The sequence below is a fragment of the Pontibacter saemangeumensis genome (assembly GCF_039541895.1).
Lineage (GTDB): Bacteria > Bacteroidota > Bacteroidia > Cytophagales > Hymenobacteraceae > Pontibacter > Pontibacter saemangeumensis.
This window is the reverse complement of the sequence record NZ_BAABHC010000016.1, coordinates 389,383-405,558: the sequence shown is the minus strand read 5'-3', so window position 1 is coordinate 405,558 and position 16,176 is coordinate 389,383. Positions and strand designations below refer to the sequence as shown.

General features: G+C 53.1%; 13 protein-coding genes and 1 tRNA gene. 12 read left to right on the top strand and 2 right to left on the bottom strand.

All coding sequences use genetic code 11. The annotated features are described in order from the left end of the window. The first annotated feature begins 151 nt into the window (after positions 1-151). The 10 genes from ABD920_RS15700 (at position 152) to ABD920_RS15655 (ending at position 11,714) form a co-directional block, all read left to right on the top strand. Positions 152-1,375, top strand: a complete 1,224-nt coding sequence (locus ABD920_RS15700; RefSeq protein WP_345160379.1) for a PP2C family protein-serine/threonine phosphatase — start codon at positions 152-154, stop codon at positions 1,373-1,375. Positions 1,376-1,488: 113 nt separating this feature from the next. Then, positions 1,489-2,121 (top strand): polysaccharide deacetylase family protein, encoded by a 633-nt coding sequence (locus tag ABD920_RS15695; RefSeq protein WP_345160378.1) that lies wholly within the window; start codon positions 1,489-1,491, stop codon positions 2,119-2,121. Next, the gene (locus tag ABD920_RS15690; RefSeq protein WP_345160377.1) at positions 2,118-3,209 is read left to right on the top strand and encodes a glycosyltransferase; all 1,092 of its coding nucleotides are present in this window, start codon (positions 2,118-2,120) and stop codon (positions 3,207-3,209) included. The genes ABD920_RS15695 and ABD920_RS15690 overlap by 4 nt, the downstream gene beginning before the upstream one ends. A gap of 183 nt (positions 3,210-3,392) precedes the next feature. Next, the gene (locus ABD920_RS15685; protein WP_345160376.1) at positions 3,393-4,160 is read left to right on the top strand and encodes a TatD family hydrolase; all 768 of its coding nucleotides are present in this window, start codon (positions 3,393-3,395) and stop codon (positions 4,158-4,160) included. A 2-nt stretch (positions 4,161-4,162) separates the two neighbouring features. Then, positions 4,163-5,230, top strand: coding sequence for an asparaginase (locus ABD920_RS15680; RefSeq protein ID WP_345160375.1), 1,068 nt, complete (start codon positions 4,163-4,165; stop codon positions 5,228-5,230). Positions 5,231-5,299: 69 nt separating this feature from the next. Then, a tRNA-Ser gene (locus ABD920_RS15675) sits at positions 5,300-5,387 on the top strand. Positions 5,388-6,094: 707 nt separating this feature from the next. Beyond that, on the top strand, positions 6,095-6,628 hold the full coding sequence (locus ABD920_RS15670; RefSeq protein ID WP_345160374.1) for a hypothetical protein: 534 nt from the start codon (positions 6,095-6,097) through the stop codon (positions 6,626-6,628). Positions 6,629-7,241: 613 nt separating this feature from the next. Further along, a complete protein-coding gene (locus tag ABD920_RS15665) occupies positions 7,242-8,465 on the top strand; it encodes an acyltransferase family protein (protein ID WP_345160373.1) in 1,224 nt (407 codons plus the stop codon). A gap of 389 nt (positions 8,466-8,854) precedes the next feature. Beyond that, a complete protein-coding gene (locus ABD920_RS15660) occupies positions 8,855-10,411 on the top strand; it encodes a vitamin K epoxide reductase family protein (protein ID WP_345160371.1) in 1,557 nt (518 codons plus the stop codon). Continuing rightward, complete coding sequence (locus ABD920_RS15655) at positions 10,395-11,714, top strand: amylo-alpha-1,6-glucosidase (protein WP_345160370.1); 1,320 nt, start codon at positions 10,395-10,397, stop codon at positions 11,712-11,714. The genes ABD920_RS15660 and ABD920_RS15655 overlap by 17 nt, the downstream gene beginning before the upstream one ends. 23 nt (positions 11,715-11,737) lie before the next feature. On the opposite strand, the gene ABD920_RS15650 is transcribed toward ABD920_RS15655, so the two are convergent. After that, positions 11,738-12,820 carry a hypothetical protein gene (locus ABD920_RS15650; protein ID WP_345160369.1) on the bottom strand — a complete coding sequence of 361 codons (1,083 nt, stop codon included), beginning with the start codon at positions 12,818-12,820 and terminating at the stop codon, positions 11,738-11,740. Positions 12,821-13,175: 355 nt separating this feature from the next. On the opposite strand from ABD920_RS15650, the gene ABD920_RS15645 reads away from it, so the two are divergent. Then, on the top strand, positions 13,176-14,120 hold the full coding sequence (locus tag ABD920_RS15645; RefSeq protein ID WP_345160367.1) for a manganese catalase family protein: 945 nt from the start codon (positions 13,176-13,178) through the stop codon (positions 14,118-14,120). Positions 14,121-14,136: 16 nt separating this feature from the next. After that, complete coding sequence (locus tag ABD920_RS15640) at positions 14,137-14,928, top strand: DsbA family protein (protein ID WP_345160365.1); 792 nt, start codon at positions 14,137-14,139, stop codon at positions 14,926-14,928. A gap of 565 nt (positions 14,929-15,493) precedes the next feature. Here the strand turns inward: ABD920_RS15640 and ABD920_RS15635 are convergent. Then, positions 15,494-16,123 carry an IS5 family transposase gene (locus ABD920_RS15635; RefSeq protein ID WP_345160364.1) on the bottom strand — a complete coding sequence of 210 codons (630 nt, stop codon included), beginning with the start codon at positions 16,121-16,123 and terminating at the stop codon, positions 15,494-15,496. Between the last annotated feature and the right edge of the window lie 53 nt (positions 16,124-16,176).

The window sequence follows — 16,176 nt, the reverse complement described above, 5'->3', positions numbered from 1 at the left end:
GCAGCATCTGAAGGTTTCCAGTAAAAAGATGCGGGGGCTGGTATTTTTTTATTAGTTTTACCTAGTATATGTATCAGTAATCTTGTGCCTTTCATCGCGATGAGGTGCTAAGATTTACAGGATGCATATGATCCAATAATCCTGATTTCGAATGCCTGATATCATTACACCGAATACACAGCAGGAACTCAATCTCAAGAAACTGGAGCTTTCGGCTCTGCTTGAGATCACGCAGGCGATCAATGATAACCTGCCGGAGACTGCTCTGTACAAGATATACCGCTTCACCCTGTTGGCGCAGTTGCAGATCAGCCGCCTGGTGCTGTTTGTGCACGACGAGGCCTGGGAGTGTAAGGTGTGCTTCGGCACGGAGCAGGACTTTACAAAGCAACGGTTACCGGATGGCATCAAGACGCTGAAAGAGATTTCCAAGACCGCCAGGCTGCCGGTCGACAAGAAATGGCGCACCTTCGACATCGTGATCCCGATCCTGCACAACGGCAAAGTGCTGGCCTTTGTCATGATCGGGAAGATACAGCCTTACTACCAGAACCTCGGCGCGCTCGGGTTTGTGCAGACGGTGAGTAACATCATGCTGGTGGCGATCGAAAACCACAAGATGGCGCGCCAGCGGCTGGCAGAGGAGTCTATCCGGAGGGAGATCGAGATTGCCCGCGAGGTGCAGTCCATGCTGTTCCCGAAGTCGCTCCCCAACGACAGCGATGTGGTGATCCATGCCAGCTATATCCCCCATTCCTCCATCGGCGGCGACTACTACGACTTTATCGAGATTGACCAGGACCAGTTCCTGTTCTGCGTGGCCGATGTGTCGGGCAAGGGCGTTCCGGCCTCATTGCTGATGTCGAACTTCCAGGCGGGCCTTCGGACGATCCTCCGGCAGACCTCGGACCTGGGTACCGTTGTGGCCGAACTGAATAATCTCATCTACCGCAACGCGATCGCTGAGAAATTCATCACCACCTTCCTGGCCATCTATAACCGCCGGACGCGGGAGCTTTCGTACGTGAACGCCGGCCACAACGCCCCGATCCTGCTGTACGAAAACAACTCGCACCTGCTCCTGAACGAGGGCTGCACGATGCTGGGCGTGTTTGATGTGTTGCCCTTTATGTCGGTGGCCAAAGTGACGGTCCCCAAAAACGCGGTGCTGCTCTGCTATACCGATGGCCTGACGGAGGTGTTTGACGAGCATGAGGCTGAGTTTGGCATCGAGGGCACTATTGAGTTCATGAAGCGCAACCGCTTCCTGAGCTCCAAGATGCTGCACCTGCAGCTGCTCCGGGAGATTAAGCTCTACAGCGAGGAGATCAGCTTCAACGACGACATCACGCTGCTCTCGTGCCGGTTTAAGTAATTTGATTGTTGATCGTTGGTTGTTGATTGTTGATTGTAGAGTGAAGGCCAGCCGGCCCTGATTATGGTCGCTATCAGCAGCAAGCAATCATCAATCATCAATCAACAATCAAGATGATCCGCTTTTACAAAACGCCTTACCTGCTCCGGAAACTGTTGCCGGGCTATACTTGGCACCGGGAGGCAGGGGAGAAAAAGCTGTACCTGACCTTCGATGACGGCCCTATCCCGGAGGTGACGCCCTGGGTGCTGGAGCAACTGGCCATATATAAAGCGAAGGCCACGTTCTTCTGTGTGGGCGATAACCTGGTGAAGCACCCCGAGGTGGCCCGTCTGGCGCTGGCGCAGGGGCATGTGCTCGGCAACCACACCTTCCACCACCTGAAGGGCTGGCAGACATCATTTGAGAAGTACGTTGAGAATACGGCCCTGTGCCAGGCTGAGCTGGACGCGCTGCAGCCAAACCCAAAAGTCAGGCTGTTCCGGCCGCCATATGGCCGCATTTCCACGGCGCAGGCCGCAGCTCTGCGGCAGTCCTATGAATTGATTATGTGGGACACGCTCACCAACGACTACGACGCCACGCTTTCCCCGGAAAAATGCCTTGAAAATGCTATCCGTCACACCCAAAGCGGCAGCATCATCGTATTTCACGACAGCCTGAAAGCGCAGCGTAATATGCAATATGCCTTACCGCGTTTCCTGGGGCACTTCTCCCGGCTGGGATATGCGTTTGAGACCCTATGATTGTATCAGTAGTCTATTTCACTCTTTATTTTCTGCTTTTCCTCTCGTTGCTGGCCCTGCTGATCCTCAACCGCGCACCCTATTCCCCGCGGCTGCACCACCAGCCCCATATCAGTATCCTGATCGCCGCCCGAAACGAGGAGCACACCATCCTGCGCTGCCTGCAGGCTATCTCGGCGCTGGATTACCCCTCCGGTAAAATGGAAGTGCTGATAGGCGACGATGCCTCCACGGATGCCACCCGCGCCGTGGTGGAAGCCTATATACAGGACCGCCCGAACTTCATGTGCTTCCCCATCTCTCAAAACAGCGGAGGCAACCGTGGGAAGGCCAATGTGCTGGCCCAACTGGCCAGGCAGGCCACTTCGGGCTACTTCTTTTTTACGGATGCGGATATAGCGGTGCCGCCGCAGTGGGTGCGGGGGATGCTGTCGGAGATGCAGGGGCAAGTCGGGGTGGTGACCGGTATAACGTCCATCGCGGGCGAAAGCCTGTGGGCCAGGCTGCAGGCCATGGACTGGCTCTATGCGCTGGGGCTGATGCAGGTCATCTCAGACCTGGAACTGCCTGTTTCCACCATCGGGAACAACATGCTGCTGCGCCGGGAGGCGTACGAGGCGGTGGGGGGCTTTGAGGGAATACCGTTCTCAATTACAGAGGATGTGGCTATTTTCAATTCCATTATCAAAAAAGGTTGGGGCTTCCGGAACATATTTGACCGTACGGTGCTGGCATACTCTACGCCAGCCGAAAGCATCCCGGCATACCTGCAGCAACGCAGGCGCTGGATGAGCGGCTCGATGCACCTGCCTTTATATATGGCTGTCATCTTTATCCTGCACGCGGCTTACTACCCGGTGCTGCTGCCCTTTTTCGCCTACACCTCGGTAGGGGTGGCTCTGGGGGTTTTCATCGGCAAACTGCTGCTGCAAAGCCTGTATGTTTATATATGCCTCCGCCGTGTGGGGCAGTCTGCGCCGTGGTGGCTGTATATTGCCTTTGAGATTTACCTGCTGGTGTCGTCTGTGGTGCTGATCGTTTACTTCTTCCTGCCGCTCAACATCACCTGGAAAGGGCGTGACTATTAGGGATTTGGCTTGATGGGTTATATAGAGGTGGGCCGCTGCGATGGAGTTTGGCTCGATCCTACCCGTCAGCCATATAGCAATTTAACCATGCACAATAAAACGCATCAGAGATTTAATTCCTAAATTACGGCCTCAAGCATATACAGCAGCAATTTTTAATGCTTGCGTAACGACAGTAGATAAATGAGTTTAATTGATTCGCACGCACATATCTATTCCGAAAAGTTTGATGAAGACCGCGCAGAGGCCGTGGCTCGGGCGCAGGAGGAGGGGGTAACCCGGATCTATATGCCCAACATCGACCACACTTCGATAGACGCGATGCTGGAGGCGGAGGAGAAGTACCCGGGCGTTTGCATCCCGATGATGGGCCTCCACCCGACTTCCGTGGGTAAGGATTTCGAACGGGAGCTATATATCCTGGAGGAGTGGCTGGGCAGGCGAAAATTTGCGGCCATCGGCGAGTGCGGCACCGACCTGTACTGGGACAAGTCCTTTCTGCCACAGCAGCAGGAGGCCCTGAAGGTGCAGGTGGCGCTGGCAAAGAAGCACCAGCTGCCCGTTGTTCTTCATTCCCGGGACTCCTTCGACGAGACATATGAAATACTGGCAGCTGCGCAGGACGGCACGCTGCGCGGGGTTTTCCATTGTTTTACCGGCACTGCAGAAGAGGCCCGGAAGGTGAAGGAGCTCGGCTTCCTGCTGGGAATAGGAGGGGTGGCCACCTTCAAAAACGGCGGCCTGGACAAGGTGCTGCCGCACGTGCAACTCTCGGACCTGGTGCTGGAAACAGACTGCCCTTACTTGGCGCCCGCCCCGCACCGCGGCAAGCGCAACGAGCCGGTATACATGACGCTGATAGCGGAACGAGTGGCGGACTTGCTGCAGCAGCCCATAGAAACAGTGGCCCGGGAAACTTCTGCCAACGCTTTAAACCTCTTTAAGCTGTAAAGATGAAGGTCGTAAACGTGAACATCGATACCGCTACGCCGAAAGATGCGGAGGCATCCATCCTCATCATCTACACCGGCGGCACCATCGGGATGGTGTTTGATGAAGATCACAAACACCTGGTGCCTTTCAATTTCAGCCAGATACTGCAGAAGGTGCCGGAACTGAGGCAGTTCCACTACAAGCTGACGGTGATGAGCATAGAACCCGCCATCGACTCCTCCAACGTGAATATTGCGGACTGGATGATGATGGTGCGCCTGATAGAGGAGAACTACGAGGCCTACGACGGCTTCGTGATCCTGCACGGCACCGACACGATGGCTTACAGTGCCTCCGCCCTGAGCTATATGCTGGAGAACCTGCAGAAGCCCGTTATTTTTACCGGTGCCCAAGTTCCCATCGGCCGCGTGCGGACGGATGCACGGGAGAACCTGATCTCGGCGCTCCAGATCGCGGCCACCAAGATCGATGGCGGCAGCACCGTGCCGGAGGTATGCATTTACTTCCATAATTTGCTGCTGCGCGGCAACCGGGCCAAGAAAGTGGAGAGCACCCAGTTCAGCGCATTCAAGTCTGAGAACCACCCGATCCTGGCGAAGGCCGGCGTCAACATCGACTACTACTGGACAGCCATCAGGCCGAGCACGAATTTGCCCCTCAAGGCGCACTACGACATGGATTACCGGGTGGCTATCCTGAAACTGTTTCCGGGCATTACGCCCTATGTGGTGAAAAGCATCCTGACATCGCCGGACCTGCGCGGCGTGGTGCTGGAAACCTACGGTGCCGGAAACGCGCCAACCAACCCGTGGCTGCTGGAGTTGCTGCGCGATGCCATTGCACGCGGCATCCTGATCCTGAACGTGTCGCAGTGCGATGAGGGCCGCGTGGACCAGGGGCGTTATGAGACCAGCCGCTACCTGTTGGAGATGGGCGTGATCGGTGGGGCCGACATCACCACGGAGGCTGCGATCACGAAACTAATGTTTGTGCTGGGGCAGCAATTGCCTGACGCGGAAACAAAAGAACTGCTCATGAAAGACCTGAGCGGTGAAATAACACTGTAGAATTAGCGACGGAAAGTGGGCAGGGCTTGCAACTGTCCCGACAATTGCCTTATATTTGCAGCAGCAATTAGAGAGTTGTCCGAGTGGTTGAAGGAGCACGCCTGGAAAGTGTGTATACCTCAAAAGGGTATCGAGGGTTCGAATCCCTCACTCTCTGCCGGTAGTGATACCATATATAATCAAAAGCCTGCAAATGAAGAGTTTGCAGGCTTTTTCGTTTCTGCCTCCTAGCTAACTCATTCGGTTTTTTGCCTTCTTGATAACAGGATCAGCTATATATAGCATTGAAACGAATCTAATTAGTTGAGGCGGCGCTACCACCTTTTAAGCCTTCCCAATGAATTAAAATGGCCTCAGGATAAAAAATGTGCATAAATAGCTGAGAGGGATATATGTACATCGCTAATAAAGGCTCTTTCTACCAAAGAATATAACGGGATTATATTCTTTTAGGGAGCTGATAAACTCTACATATGTGAAAATATCCGTTTAACTGCGAAGTAGTAACCATCTGTAAATTATATGTCCCTCAGTAGTGCTTTAAATCAAAATTATACCTTTTATAAATAAAACTTTGTTGTTTAGGAAGCGTTATAGATAGTCTGCTCTCTTGGCCTTCAATAACGGCCATAATTTCGGCTGCGGCTTTCATCATCCATTCGAAGGCACCCACACATGTACACTGGCAGTATGCCAATGGGAGTCCACTGCTTTCTAACCTTACCCATATACTTTCAAGTGGCTAATTTGTAGCTCAATTGAATAATGCAACTGTCTTCTCTCCCCCGGACATCCTGCCAATGAGCCCCTGTAACTCGTGCTTCGCTTGATGTTTTCTAACACCTTAACTCCTTTTTCGATGTGATGAAGAAATTAACCAATTTCACGTTGCTGCTTTTTGCTGTGGCGTGCCTTTTTGCATTGACGTCCTGCTCAGCAGAGAATGAGCTGGACGAGATTACACTCTCCGGTACTGAAAGCGCTGATGCCAAGATGCAGATGCGGCCCTTTGGAGGGTCTTACGAAACAAGGCATTATGTTTTACCGGAGTCTGCTTTTCCGATACAGCGCATCAGGATTACGGGGCAGGGACAGTTTTCTCATATGGGCAAATCCATCGTTGTTACAAATACGACACTTAACCTTACGCCACCGCCTCCCTTTATTACAAATGGTACTAATGTTATCACGGCTGCCAACGGGGATGAGCTCCATTCTTCGTTTACAGGCACAGCCGTTCCACAGCAGGATGGCAGGCTGCTGGTAACTGTAAACCATACCATCACCGGTGGCACAGGCAGGTTTTATGATGCGTCCGGCCACTATACAGGTGTTTCTTATTCAGTTCCAGCCGCTGAGGCCGGGCTTGTTATTATCACTGGTGAAATCGCCTATTAGCGTAAGCTCTATTTTTTGCTGATTAAGCGCTTCACCTTAGATACAGATTAAGAAGTTTGTCTATCTGGTTATACATCAGGTGCTGTTGGGAGCCTCTGCATGCCCACATTCAGATTAGTCAGGCAGTTCTCGTGTTTTTGTCGTGCTTGGTTGTGGAGAGTTACATATAAATCTCTGCATATTTTTTTGCCGCAGCTTAAGCTAGCTCCTATATACTTCCTGCCATAGCTACTGTAAAAATGCCCTTCCCCTTCAGCTCAAACGGATGAAGCTCTATATAGTTGAAAGTTTAGGCGGCAGGAAATTTCAGTTAAGAAGTTACGGCAATGAAGAGATTTCTCCCTCTCTTTGAATTGCATTATAAATATCCCCCTTATTATTGCTATCCTTAGGCACTCCTATGCAATTTCTGGCAAAGCGGCTTTGCCCATCTTTTACATTCTATACAGGATGATAAAATCTGACCCGCATTTACATTGCATGTGCAAGGGGTACCCGATAGCCGCATCTTTTCCTGTATCAATCTTAGTTCTTAAAGCCATTTAGCGGATAAAATTCCTGCTGATATATAGGAGATTTTAGATTTGATTACCTATCTTATTTAAAACTTCCTATGAGAACGACGACTGCGCCTGTTTCCGATGCTCCTGTTATAAACCCTGTGCTTTCCACCGGCAGAGTTGCTTCAGTGGATGTGTATCGGGGTTTTGTCATGTTGCTGATGATGGCAGAAGTGCTTTCCTTCCGGCGTGTCGCAGAAGCCTTGCCGGATAGCCGGTTCTGGCAGTTTCTCGATTTTCATCAAAGCCATGTGCCGTGGGTGGGCTGCTCGCTGCATGATCTGATCCAGCCTTCTTTTACTTTCCTGGTAGGGGTGGCCCTGCCGTTCTCCATAGGCAGCCGCCTGGCCAAAGGCGCGAAGTTCGGGCCTTTGTTACGTCATGCCATCGTACGGTCCCTCATTCTGATCTTGCTGGGGATATTTCTGCGCTCCCTGCATTCGCAGCAGACCAATTTTACCTTCGAAGATACCCTTACCCAGATCGGGTTAGGCTACCCTTTTCTTTTTCTGCTCGGCTTTTCTTCGCAACGGGTGCAATTAGGGGCGCTGGCCCTGATTCTGGTTGGCTATTGGGCTGCCTTTGCTTTCTTCCCTTTGCCGGGTGCCGGCTTCAATTACGAGGCTGTTGGCGTGGCACCCGATTGGGAGCACAACCTCCGTGGCTTCGCCGCCCACTGGAACATGAACACCAACTTCGCATGGTATTTCGACCGCTGGTTCCTCAACCTGTTTCCCCGGGAGAACCCTTTTACGCATAACGGCGGCGGCTACGCTACCCTAAGCTTTATACCTGCGCTGGGCACCATGATCTTAGGATTGTTTGCGGGGAAAGCGTTAAGGGCGACTACTGCACAAAAGGTAAAGCTGAAGTTTTTTTTGATTACAGGGATCAGTTTGTTGGCAGCGGGGGTTTTGCTGCACGTGATGGGCATCAACCCGATCGTAAAGCGCATCTGGACCCCCGCCTGGGTGCTTTTTAGCGGTGGCTGTTGTTTCCTGCTGCTGGCTTTGTTTTACTGGGTAATAGATGTGGCGAATTACAAGAAATGGTCCTTCCCTTTGATGGTGATCGGGATGAACTCCATCGCGGCCTATGTGATAGCCGATGGCTTCGGCTCCTTTATCGCCTCTTCCTTATCCATCCATTTAGGGCAAGATTATGATCAGGTTTTTGGTTTACCCTATGCTACGCTGGTAAAGGGTTCCTTGGTATTATTGGTAGAATGGTATATTCTTTACTGGATGTACAAAAACAAAATCTATATAAAAGTATAGAGGATGCTTTTGAGAAAATTTAAGAAATACTGATCTCCCCTATATTCTTAATCTTCTATTGAGCAGAGGAGGCCGCTGCACGTGATTCTCTACTGCCGGTAAGCTGCGCAAAATTCTATGTCAATTAGGCGCTGCAAATCTTCTGTGTCTGGCAGCACGAAATTGTATGTAAGGCTCATGTTGTACACCCGCTGAAGCATGTGGATATCCTGCTTGCGCTCCACCAGTAAGTTGATCCCTCCGCCTCATCATCAGAGCCATGGCCTTCACCTGTTATGAATTTACGATATGACCCGGTGCTGTATTTCATGATTATATACCCGTCATATCCTGACCATTGCTGCCGCGTATAAAAGAGTTTCAGGCTATATATCTTAAACCATATAACCATGATGGACAACAGCAGTGAAAATAAGCAGAAGGATGGCGAAGAGAAGCACAAGGGCGCAATGGGAATGCGTGGTGTGACACGCCCGATGGCTGAGAAAGAGGTGCGAAAACACAACGAAGAAATGCACAAGGACGGTGGGCATGGCGATATGATGTCGGATGACATGCGGGAGAAGATGCTGCACATGCATCACATGCAGACACTCTGGGTGTACTGGATGATCATCATTCTGGGGGCCTGGGTGCTGCTCTCGCCGTTCACCTTCGATTACAGCAGCGGCACCGTGCAGCCCTCCGGCGGACGTGAAGTGTGGCTCTCGCTGGAACAGCGCATCGGGTTCATGAAGTGGAGCGACATCATCAGCGGTGCGCTGCTTCTCTTTTTCGGGTGGCGCGGCCTTACCCCCAACCGCCCCGTCAGCCTCTGGATCTGCTGCTTTGTCGGCATCTGGCTCACCATGGCCCCCTTGCTGTTCTGGTCCCCAACGGCTGTCGCCTACTTGAATGATACCATGGTCGGTGCGCTGATCATTGCCCTTACGATTCTCATACCGGGCATGCCCAACATGATCATGTACATGAAAATGGGTCCCGACACGCCGCCCGGCTGGAGCTATAACCCCTCCAGCTGGCCGCAGCGCTGGATCATGATGGTGCTGGGATTTGCGGGCTGGGTCGTTTCCCGTTACCTGGCAGCCTTTCAATTGGGCTATATCGACAGCGTCTGGGACCCGTTCTTTGGGCAGCAGACCGAGCAGGTGCTCAATTCCGCCATGTCACATTCCTTGCCAGTCTCCGATGCCGGCCTTGGAGCCATCGCTTACACACTGGAGTTCCTGATGGGTTTTATGGGAGCCCCCTCGCGATGGCGTACGATGCCCTGGATGGTCGCCATTTTCGGAATCCTGGTGATCCCGCTTGGGATGGTACATATTTTCCTTGTCATCAGCCAGCCCGTGCTGGTGGGTGCCTGGTGCACCTTCTGCCTGTTGGCCGCGGCCATCATGATCCCCATGATCCCGCTGGAGGTGGATGAGGTGATTGCCATGGGGCAGTTCATGAAAAAGAAAGTGAACCAAGGCGAGAGCTTCTGGAAAGTGTTCTGGAAAGGCGGTAACATTGAGAGCGATGCAAAAGATGAAGCCCCGGAACTGATAGAACTCCCACAAAAGCCCGGGCCGGTATACAATGCCTCCATCTGGGGTGTCAGTTTCCCCTGGACGCTGACTGTGTCTACGCTGCTTGGGGCGGCGATGGTGTTTGCCCCCGGGCTTTTCGGTGTCGGGATACAGGAAACAGTGGCGGACGTGTTTCACCTGTCCGGGTCGCTGGTGGTGGTGGTGTCTGTGTTCTGCATGGGGGAACCGCTCCGCATCGGGCGCTATGTAAACATCCTGCTCGGGCTGGCTGTGGCGGTGGCACCCTGGTTTCTGACTAACAGCCCGACAGGGTTAAGCATAACCGGAGTGGTATTGGGGCTGGCTGTGGCGGCACTGGCCTTGCCTTTAGGTCCGAAAACGCAGCGTTACGCAGGATGGGATGAGTATATCAGATAAACAGAGGCATCCTGGCGGACAACGCGTATTGCCTGACCAGGAGATCAAAGACCGGGTGCGGGAGGTGCTTTATAAAAACATGATCAGTGGCCAGCGGGCGGGGTTTTCCTATCACTATACAAAACCGTCGCCAGGCACCTACCCTTTCCAGTACTTCTGGGACACGTGCTTTCATGTGTTCACGCTCACTGCCCTGGGAGAGGAAGACATGGCCAGGAAGCATATCCTGAGCCTGTTTGAGATGCAGCAGCCAGATGGCTTTGTTGGCCATATGAGTTATTGGAAGCGCCTTTGGCCCGCCCGCATCACCGACCTGTTTCAGCTTAGGCCCCGCGATCTGCTTCAGCTTTACAAGCCGCATATGTCAGCCCTGGTGCAGCCGCCGCTCGCTGCGCAGGCAGTGCTGCGTGTTTACAGCTTAACCCGGGACAAGAGTTTTGTACAGCAACTGTTGCCCAGGCTCAGGAAATACTACAGGTGGCTGGCCCGGAACAGGGACTTTGAAGGGGAGGGGCTGCTCTCTATCATTACGCCCTTTGAATCCGGGATGGACTGGAAAGCCTCCTATGACCCCGTGCTCGGGTATAGCAAAGGCAAAGCAGGACCGCAGCTTTTCTGGAAGGTGCTGCAGGTGGATATGCACAACTTCCGGAAGGGATATGATCTGAAAGCCATCTACCGGAGCAACAAGTTTATAGTGAAGGATGCTGCCTTTAACACCATCTACGCGCAGAACCTGTCCGCCATGGCGGAACTTTGCCGCCTCGCTGGAGACGAAGAGGAACAGTATTTCCGGGAGCAGGCTGATAAAACCGGTAAGGCTATATATAAATACATGTATGACGAGACCGATGCCGCCTTTTATGATCTTTACGGGCATGATTACGGGAAGCTAAAGGTGCGGACAGCCACTATCTTTTTCCCGGTGGTTTTAAAAAGCGTGCCAGATACCGTGTGCAAGCAGGTACTGGAACGGCACTTGCTGCACAAAGATGGCTTCCATGTGCCGTTTCCCATGCCGTCGCTGTCCGTGAATGAACCTGCTTTCGTTCCCAATGAATCGCTTTATATATGGCGCGGGCCGACGTGGGTGGTGTTCAACTGGTTTATGCAGCAGTTTCTGCTGGAGAAAGGATATGAACAGGAAGCGCAGGCGCTCCTGCAAAGTGTAAAAAAGCTGGTGTCCGGGAGCGGCTTCCGGGAGTACTATAACCCCTTCACCGGCGAAGGCCACGGAGCAGAGGAGTTTACCTGGTCGGGCCTGGTGGTGGACATGATCAACAAACAGCAGGGGGCAGATTGATTTTTGCACCCTGCTGTTTGTTTTTATATAAGCTTGTGCTGCACGGTACCGGCATCTTCCCAGAGGCAGAGCGTTTTGCCGCCGGCTACGGCATATACCCGTGGGGTATTGCCATGGCCCAATTCCAGGGTCGTGTTAGTGGCTAACTTCTTAAGTTTGATTTGCCCTTTCTCCTGCCACACGATCACGGTGTTTGCACCTGCCTGCGCCAGAGCACAATCCCTTCCTGTCCCTATCAGCTGTTCCGGTTGGTTTTCCTGGCAATAGAAGATTTCTCCCTTCCGCTGCCAGACAGAGCTTACCAGGCCATTGTCTCCTACTACGATACCGCCGCCGTCCATTGGGCAGCCCTCCAGTTTCCAGGTGCCCTGGCCAAACTTTTGAGGAGCCGTGAAGTTCTTCCCCTTGTCAGTGGAGGAGGTATGGTAGATGTCCCGGGAGCCGTTCAGCCAGTTTCGGAAGGAGATCGTCAGCTTGTCACCATGGAAGGCAATATTGGGCTTGCAGCATTCGCAGACGGTCTGGTCAGGAGAGGTATAGACCAGTTTGTTTGCTGACCAGGAGCCTTTGCCGGGGTGGAGGGAAGAAAAGAAGATTTTGTTTTTCTTGTCTCCCCTGGTGTCCAGCCACACGGCGTAAAAGTTGTCTTCTTTGTCAGCTGTGAGCGCCACAAGACCTTCCGGTGCCGATCCTTTCACATCATTGACCCCGGCTGCCCTTGTCCATTTGCCGTTGCTGTGCTTTAGCTGGTAAGCATGGATGTTGCCCGCCTTGTCCATTGCCGTAACGAGGCTGTAGTTTTTGGAGGAGGCGATCTGCGGCCCCCTCGACATGCCCAGGTGCATGTCTGGCAGTGTCGCAATTTTCTCCGGCTCCGAGAAACTTTGCCCATTGTCGGTGGAGGATATGGTATAAATATCATTCCCTTTCCCAAAGACAACCCGGATGGCGCCTTTGGTGTCAATGGCCGCGTTCGGCTGTTTGCCGCTCAAAAGGCTGCTTCCAGCCGAAACAGTCGCTGTGTTAAAAAGTACAGTCCCGAAGAGGAACAGGCAAATTAGCAGGAGAAGCTTCATGTTGTAAGTGCCAGCGTTAGTCAATAGCATGTATCTGATCTTATGCTCCGAAGTGGATGTTCTAAGATAGGGAAATTTTTTATCAAAGGAGACGAATGGTTGATCGGTACTGCTTCTGTTTCGTCCGTATCAGTGCTTGAACATTTGCCTTCCTAGCCGTCCCTAGTCAGGGGAATGCCTCCTATGGCGTGGAAAAAATACTGCAGCCCCGGTATTGGGCGACCCATGCTCGCAGACATATGATAACCAGTAAGAAAGGCCAGCAGGCAGCAATTTACAAGGTTTAGGGGGAGGTGGAAATCCCCGGAGGGCATAATCCTTTTGCGGCTTAACCTCGTTTATTGTAGCTCAAGCTATCTATCAAACTTAATAAAAGGAGGTATCAATGTTTCACCACGTAAAAGAATTACAGTTCAATGCGCGCGTCTCAAAGCCGGACCCGAAGTTCGCCAGCCTGCTGCTGGAGCAGTTCGGTGGGGCAAACGGGGAGCTGAAAGCGGCCATGCAATACTTTGTGCAGGCCTTTCCCGCCCGCCAGCCATACCCTGACAAGTATGACATGCTGATGGACATTGCCACGGAGGAATTCAGCCACCTGGAGATCGTCGGGGCCACCATCCAGATGCTGCTCGGCGGCATCAACGGGGAGCTGAAGAAGGCGGCCGACGAATCCGAGATCATGCAGCTCCTCAAGGGCAAAGGCGAAAAGGAGTCCTTCATTCACGAGGCGATGGTCAACCCGCAGTTCTTCGGGCTTAGTGGCGGCGGCCCCACGCTCACCAACAGCCAGGGGGTGCCGTGGACCGCATCCTACGTAACCGCCAACGGCGACCTGACGGTGGACCTGCGCTCTAATATCGCGGCGGAGGGCCGAGCTAAGATCGTTTACGAATACCTGATGCAGTTCACCGACGATCCCTATGTGAAGGAAACGCTCAAGTTCCTCATGACGCGGGAGGTGGCACACGCGCAGATGTTTGAGGCCGCACTGCAGACACTAAATCCAAACTTCCCGCCCGGGGTGCAGCAGGCTGACCCCCGTTATGCGAACGTCTACTTTAACATGTCAAACGGGGCGGAGGTACGTGGCCCCTGGAACCAGGGGGAAACGCCCGTTACAGGGGAGGAATGGCAGTATGTGCAGGACCCGCTGCAGCACGTGATCCAGACCAACGGTATGCTGGACCAGCAACCGAAAGGAACCTATATTACCGTAGACAAGGCGGAGAAAGTGAGCAAAAAGCTGGGAGGGGAGCGCAGCGGGGAGATCTCTGCCGCCGTCCCTAAAGGAGAGAACCAGTGGAGCACATATCCGCAGCAGAAACTGTAGCGTATGCTGCCACCGTATGACAGAGAAAGAACAAAGTAATAATGATGCAGTAATGCAGGAAGCAGGGTTGGTGGAGATTGAGTTCTACACCGACCCTCTTTGCTGTTGGAGCTGGGCCTTTGAGCCCCAGTGGCGCAGGCTGCGCTACGAGTACAGTGGGAAGATCCGGTGGCGCTACCGCATGGCTGGGATGATTCCTAACTGGAGCAGCTACAGCGACCCCTTGAACAGCGTAAGTAAGCCGCTGCAGATGGGGCCTGTCTGGCTGGAGGCCAAACACCTCTCAGGGATGCCCATAGAGGACAAGGTGTGGTTTGCTAATCCCCCCGCATCCTCTTACCCCGCCTGCCTGGCCATGAAATGCTCTGGGCTGCAGTCGCCGGAGGCGGCGGAGATGTACCTGCGGCGGGTGCGGGAGGCGGTGATGCTGCACGGCAGGGATATCTCGAAGGAGGAGGTGCTGCTGGAGGTGGCTAAGGGGCTGTCGGAGGAAGCGACCCGGCTACTTGATTATACTCAATTTGAGCGGGAGCTCCACGGCGAGGAGGCGAGGAATGCCTTTGTGGAGGACCTGAAGCAGGTGCGTTATCTTGGTATTACCCGCTACCCTGCTCTTACCCTCAGCAAACCCGGGCAGCCGGGGCTGCTCATTGTCGGTTACAGGCCTTACGAGGCGCTGGTCAGCACGCTTAAAAAAGTAGCGCCGGAGATAGAGCCAGCCCGGCGAATGAAAGACGCCAAAGAATATAGCAGCTTCTGGAGTGGCGTAACTGAACGTGAAACGGAGGAGGCCTTAAGCTTGGGGTGATCCAAATAGCACCGCAACAGAAAGATTTCATCATATAGCTATATATAAGCGTCAATCCACTGGAAACGGTTCAACTGAATCAATTAATTCATCCTTCCGGATTCATGGAAGCGAGGACAAAAGCAGCTTGTAGAATTAAAACGTTGAGGAAAGCAAAAGAACTGCGGAGGGAGGGCAAAAACTCATGGTGCTGGATGAGAAGGACGTTCCCATATACGCCCAACACCTGCAGCCCCCTCAGGAGGAAAGTACAAGTAAATTAGGATGTAGCCAACGCTTCGTGTTCTACGAGTACCTCTCTGTGCATTTGCAGGCGGTGATGAGAGAAACGCGTTTCATGGTCGTGGTGATTTTTAGTAAACAGTTCCCTTTACAGCCGCCGATCAATTCTTTTTTAAACAACGGTAAATGCTGTGATTATGAGAAAGCTTTTAATGCAGGCTCTTTACTGATAATGGTTAGTTTAGCCACAGGTAGTTCCTCCGCAGCAGGTCATGATAATAGCCCGACAAGTCAGGACTCGGTGGTGAACAGCGTTATTGAGAAAGTCTTCGGGGATGGGAACCTAACGGCTGAATTCAGTGCCTTTCCTACTTTGAGCAAAGCGCCTCAAATCATCTCCCCGGTATCTTCCGTCCACCCACACCAGCTTTACCTGACTGCAGAGCTCCCCGAGGTTAAAGGAGCGGCGCAGGTAGCGCAGCAGGCACTTGGCCCCCATTTTCTCCGATACGCTCGCCGCGCACAGCCACACGGCCAGCAGCAAGCCCTGCGTATCAGTCAGGATGAAGCGCTTGCGACCCCTTATCTGCTTTGCGGCATCGTAGTCACGGTTCCGGCCGCCGCATGCCGGGGTCTTGACGCTCTGCGAGTCCAGGCAGCCTGCCTTGGTGCGGGCCTTTTTAGCCAGAAAGCAGTTCATCGCCTCCCAACTGCCGCCCTTGCTCCAGCGGTTGAAATAGCCGTGCATTGTCTGCCAGCAGGGCAAGTCGTGCGGCAGGCTGCGCCAGCTGTAGCCCGTCTTGACCATATACAGAACAGCATTCATCACTTCTCTTATGTCTGCAGCAGGGCGCCCGCCGTGCTTGCTGCCTGACGGCACAACCGGCATGGCCTGCCTGAGCTTTTTCCAGCCGTTTTTACTCATGTCGCTTGGGTAACTCTTTCTTTTTTCCTTCTTGTGGTTGGTGCTCACAAAGGTTTTGGGTAGTTGGCCGAATAATTGTCTTAACCAATGACGGCACTCTT

Excerpts from the sequence above, each read along its gene's own strand:
- ABD920_RS15700 (WP_345160379.1), top strand. The coding sequence starts at position 152 with ATGCCTGATATCATTACACCGAATACACAGCAGGAACTCAATCTCAAG.
- ABD920_RS15695 (WP_345160378.1), top strand. The coding sequence starts at position 1,489 with ATGATCCGCTTTTACAAAACGCCTTACCTGCTCCGGAAACTGTTGCCG.
- ABD920_RS15690 (WP_345160377.1), top strand. The coding sequence starts at position 2,118 with ATGATTGTATCAGTAGTCTATTTCACTCTTTATTTTCTGCTTTTCCTC.
- ABD920_RS15685 (WP_345160376.1), top strand. The coding sequence starts at position 3,393 with ATGAGTTTAATTGATTCGCACGCACATATCTATTCCGAAAAGTTTGAT.
- ABD920_RS15680 (WP_345160375.1), top strand. The coding sequence starts at position 4,163 with ATGAAGGTCGTAAACGTGAACATCGATACCGCTACGCCGAAAGATGCG.
- ABD920_RS15670 (WP_345160374.1), top strand. The coding sequence starts at position 6,095 with ATGAAGAAATTAACCAATTTCACGTTGCTGCTTTTTGCTGTGGCGTGC.
- ABD920_RS15665 (WP_345160373.1), top strand. The coding sequence starts at position 7,242 with ATGAGAACGACGACTGCGCCTGTTTCCGATGCTCCTGTTATAAACCCT.
- ABD920_RS15660 (WP_345160371.1), top strand. The coding sequence starts at position 8,855 with ATGATGGACAACAGCAGTGAAAATAAGCAGAAGGATGGCGAAGAGAAG.
- ABD920_RS15655 (WP_345160370.1), top strand. The coding sequence starts at position 10,395 with ATGAGTATATCAGATAAACAGAGGCATCCTGGCGGACAACGCGTATTG.
- ABD920_RS15650 (WP_345160369.1), bottom strand. The coding sequence starts at position 12,820 with ATGCTATTGACTAACGCTGGCACTTACAACATGAAGCTTCTCCTGCTA.
- ABD920_RS15645 (WP_345160367.1), top strand. The coding sequence starts at position 13,176 with ATGTTTCACCACGTAAAAGAATTACAGTTCAATGCGCGCGTCTCAAAG.
- ABD920_RS15640 (WP_345160365.1), top strand. The coding sequence starts at position 14,137 with ATGACAGAGAAAGAACAAAGTAATAATGATGCAGTAATGCAGGAAGCA.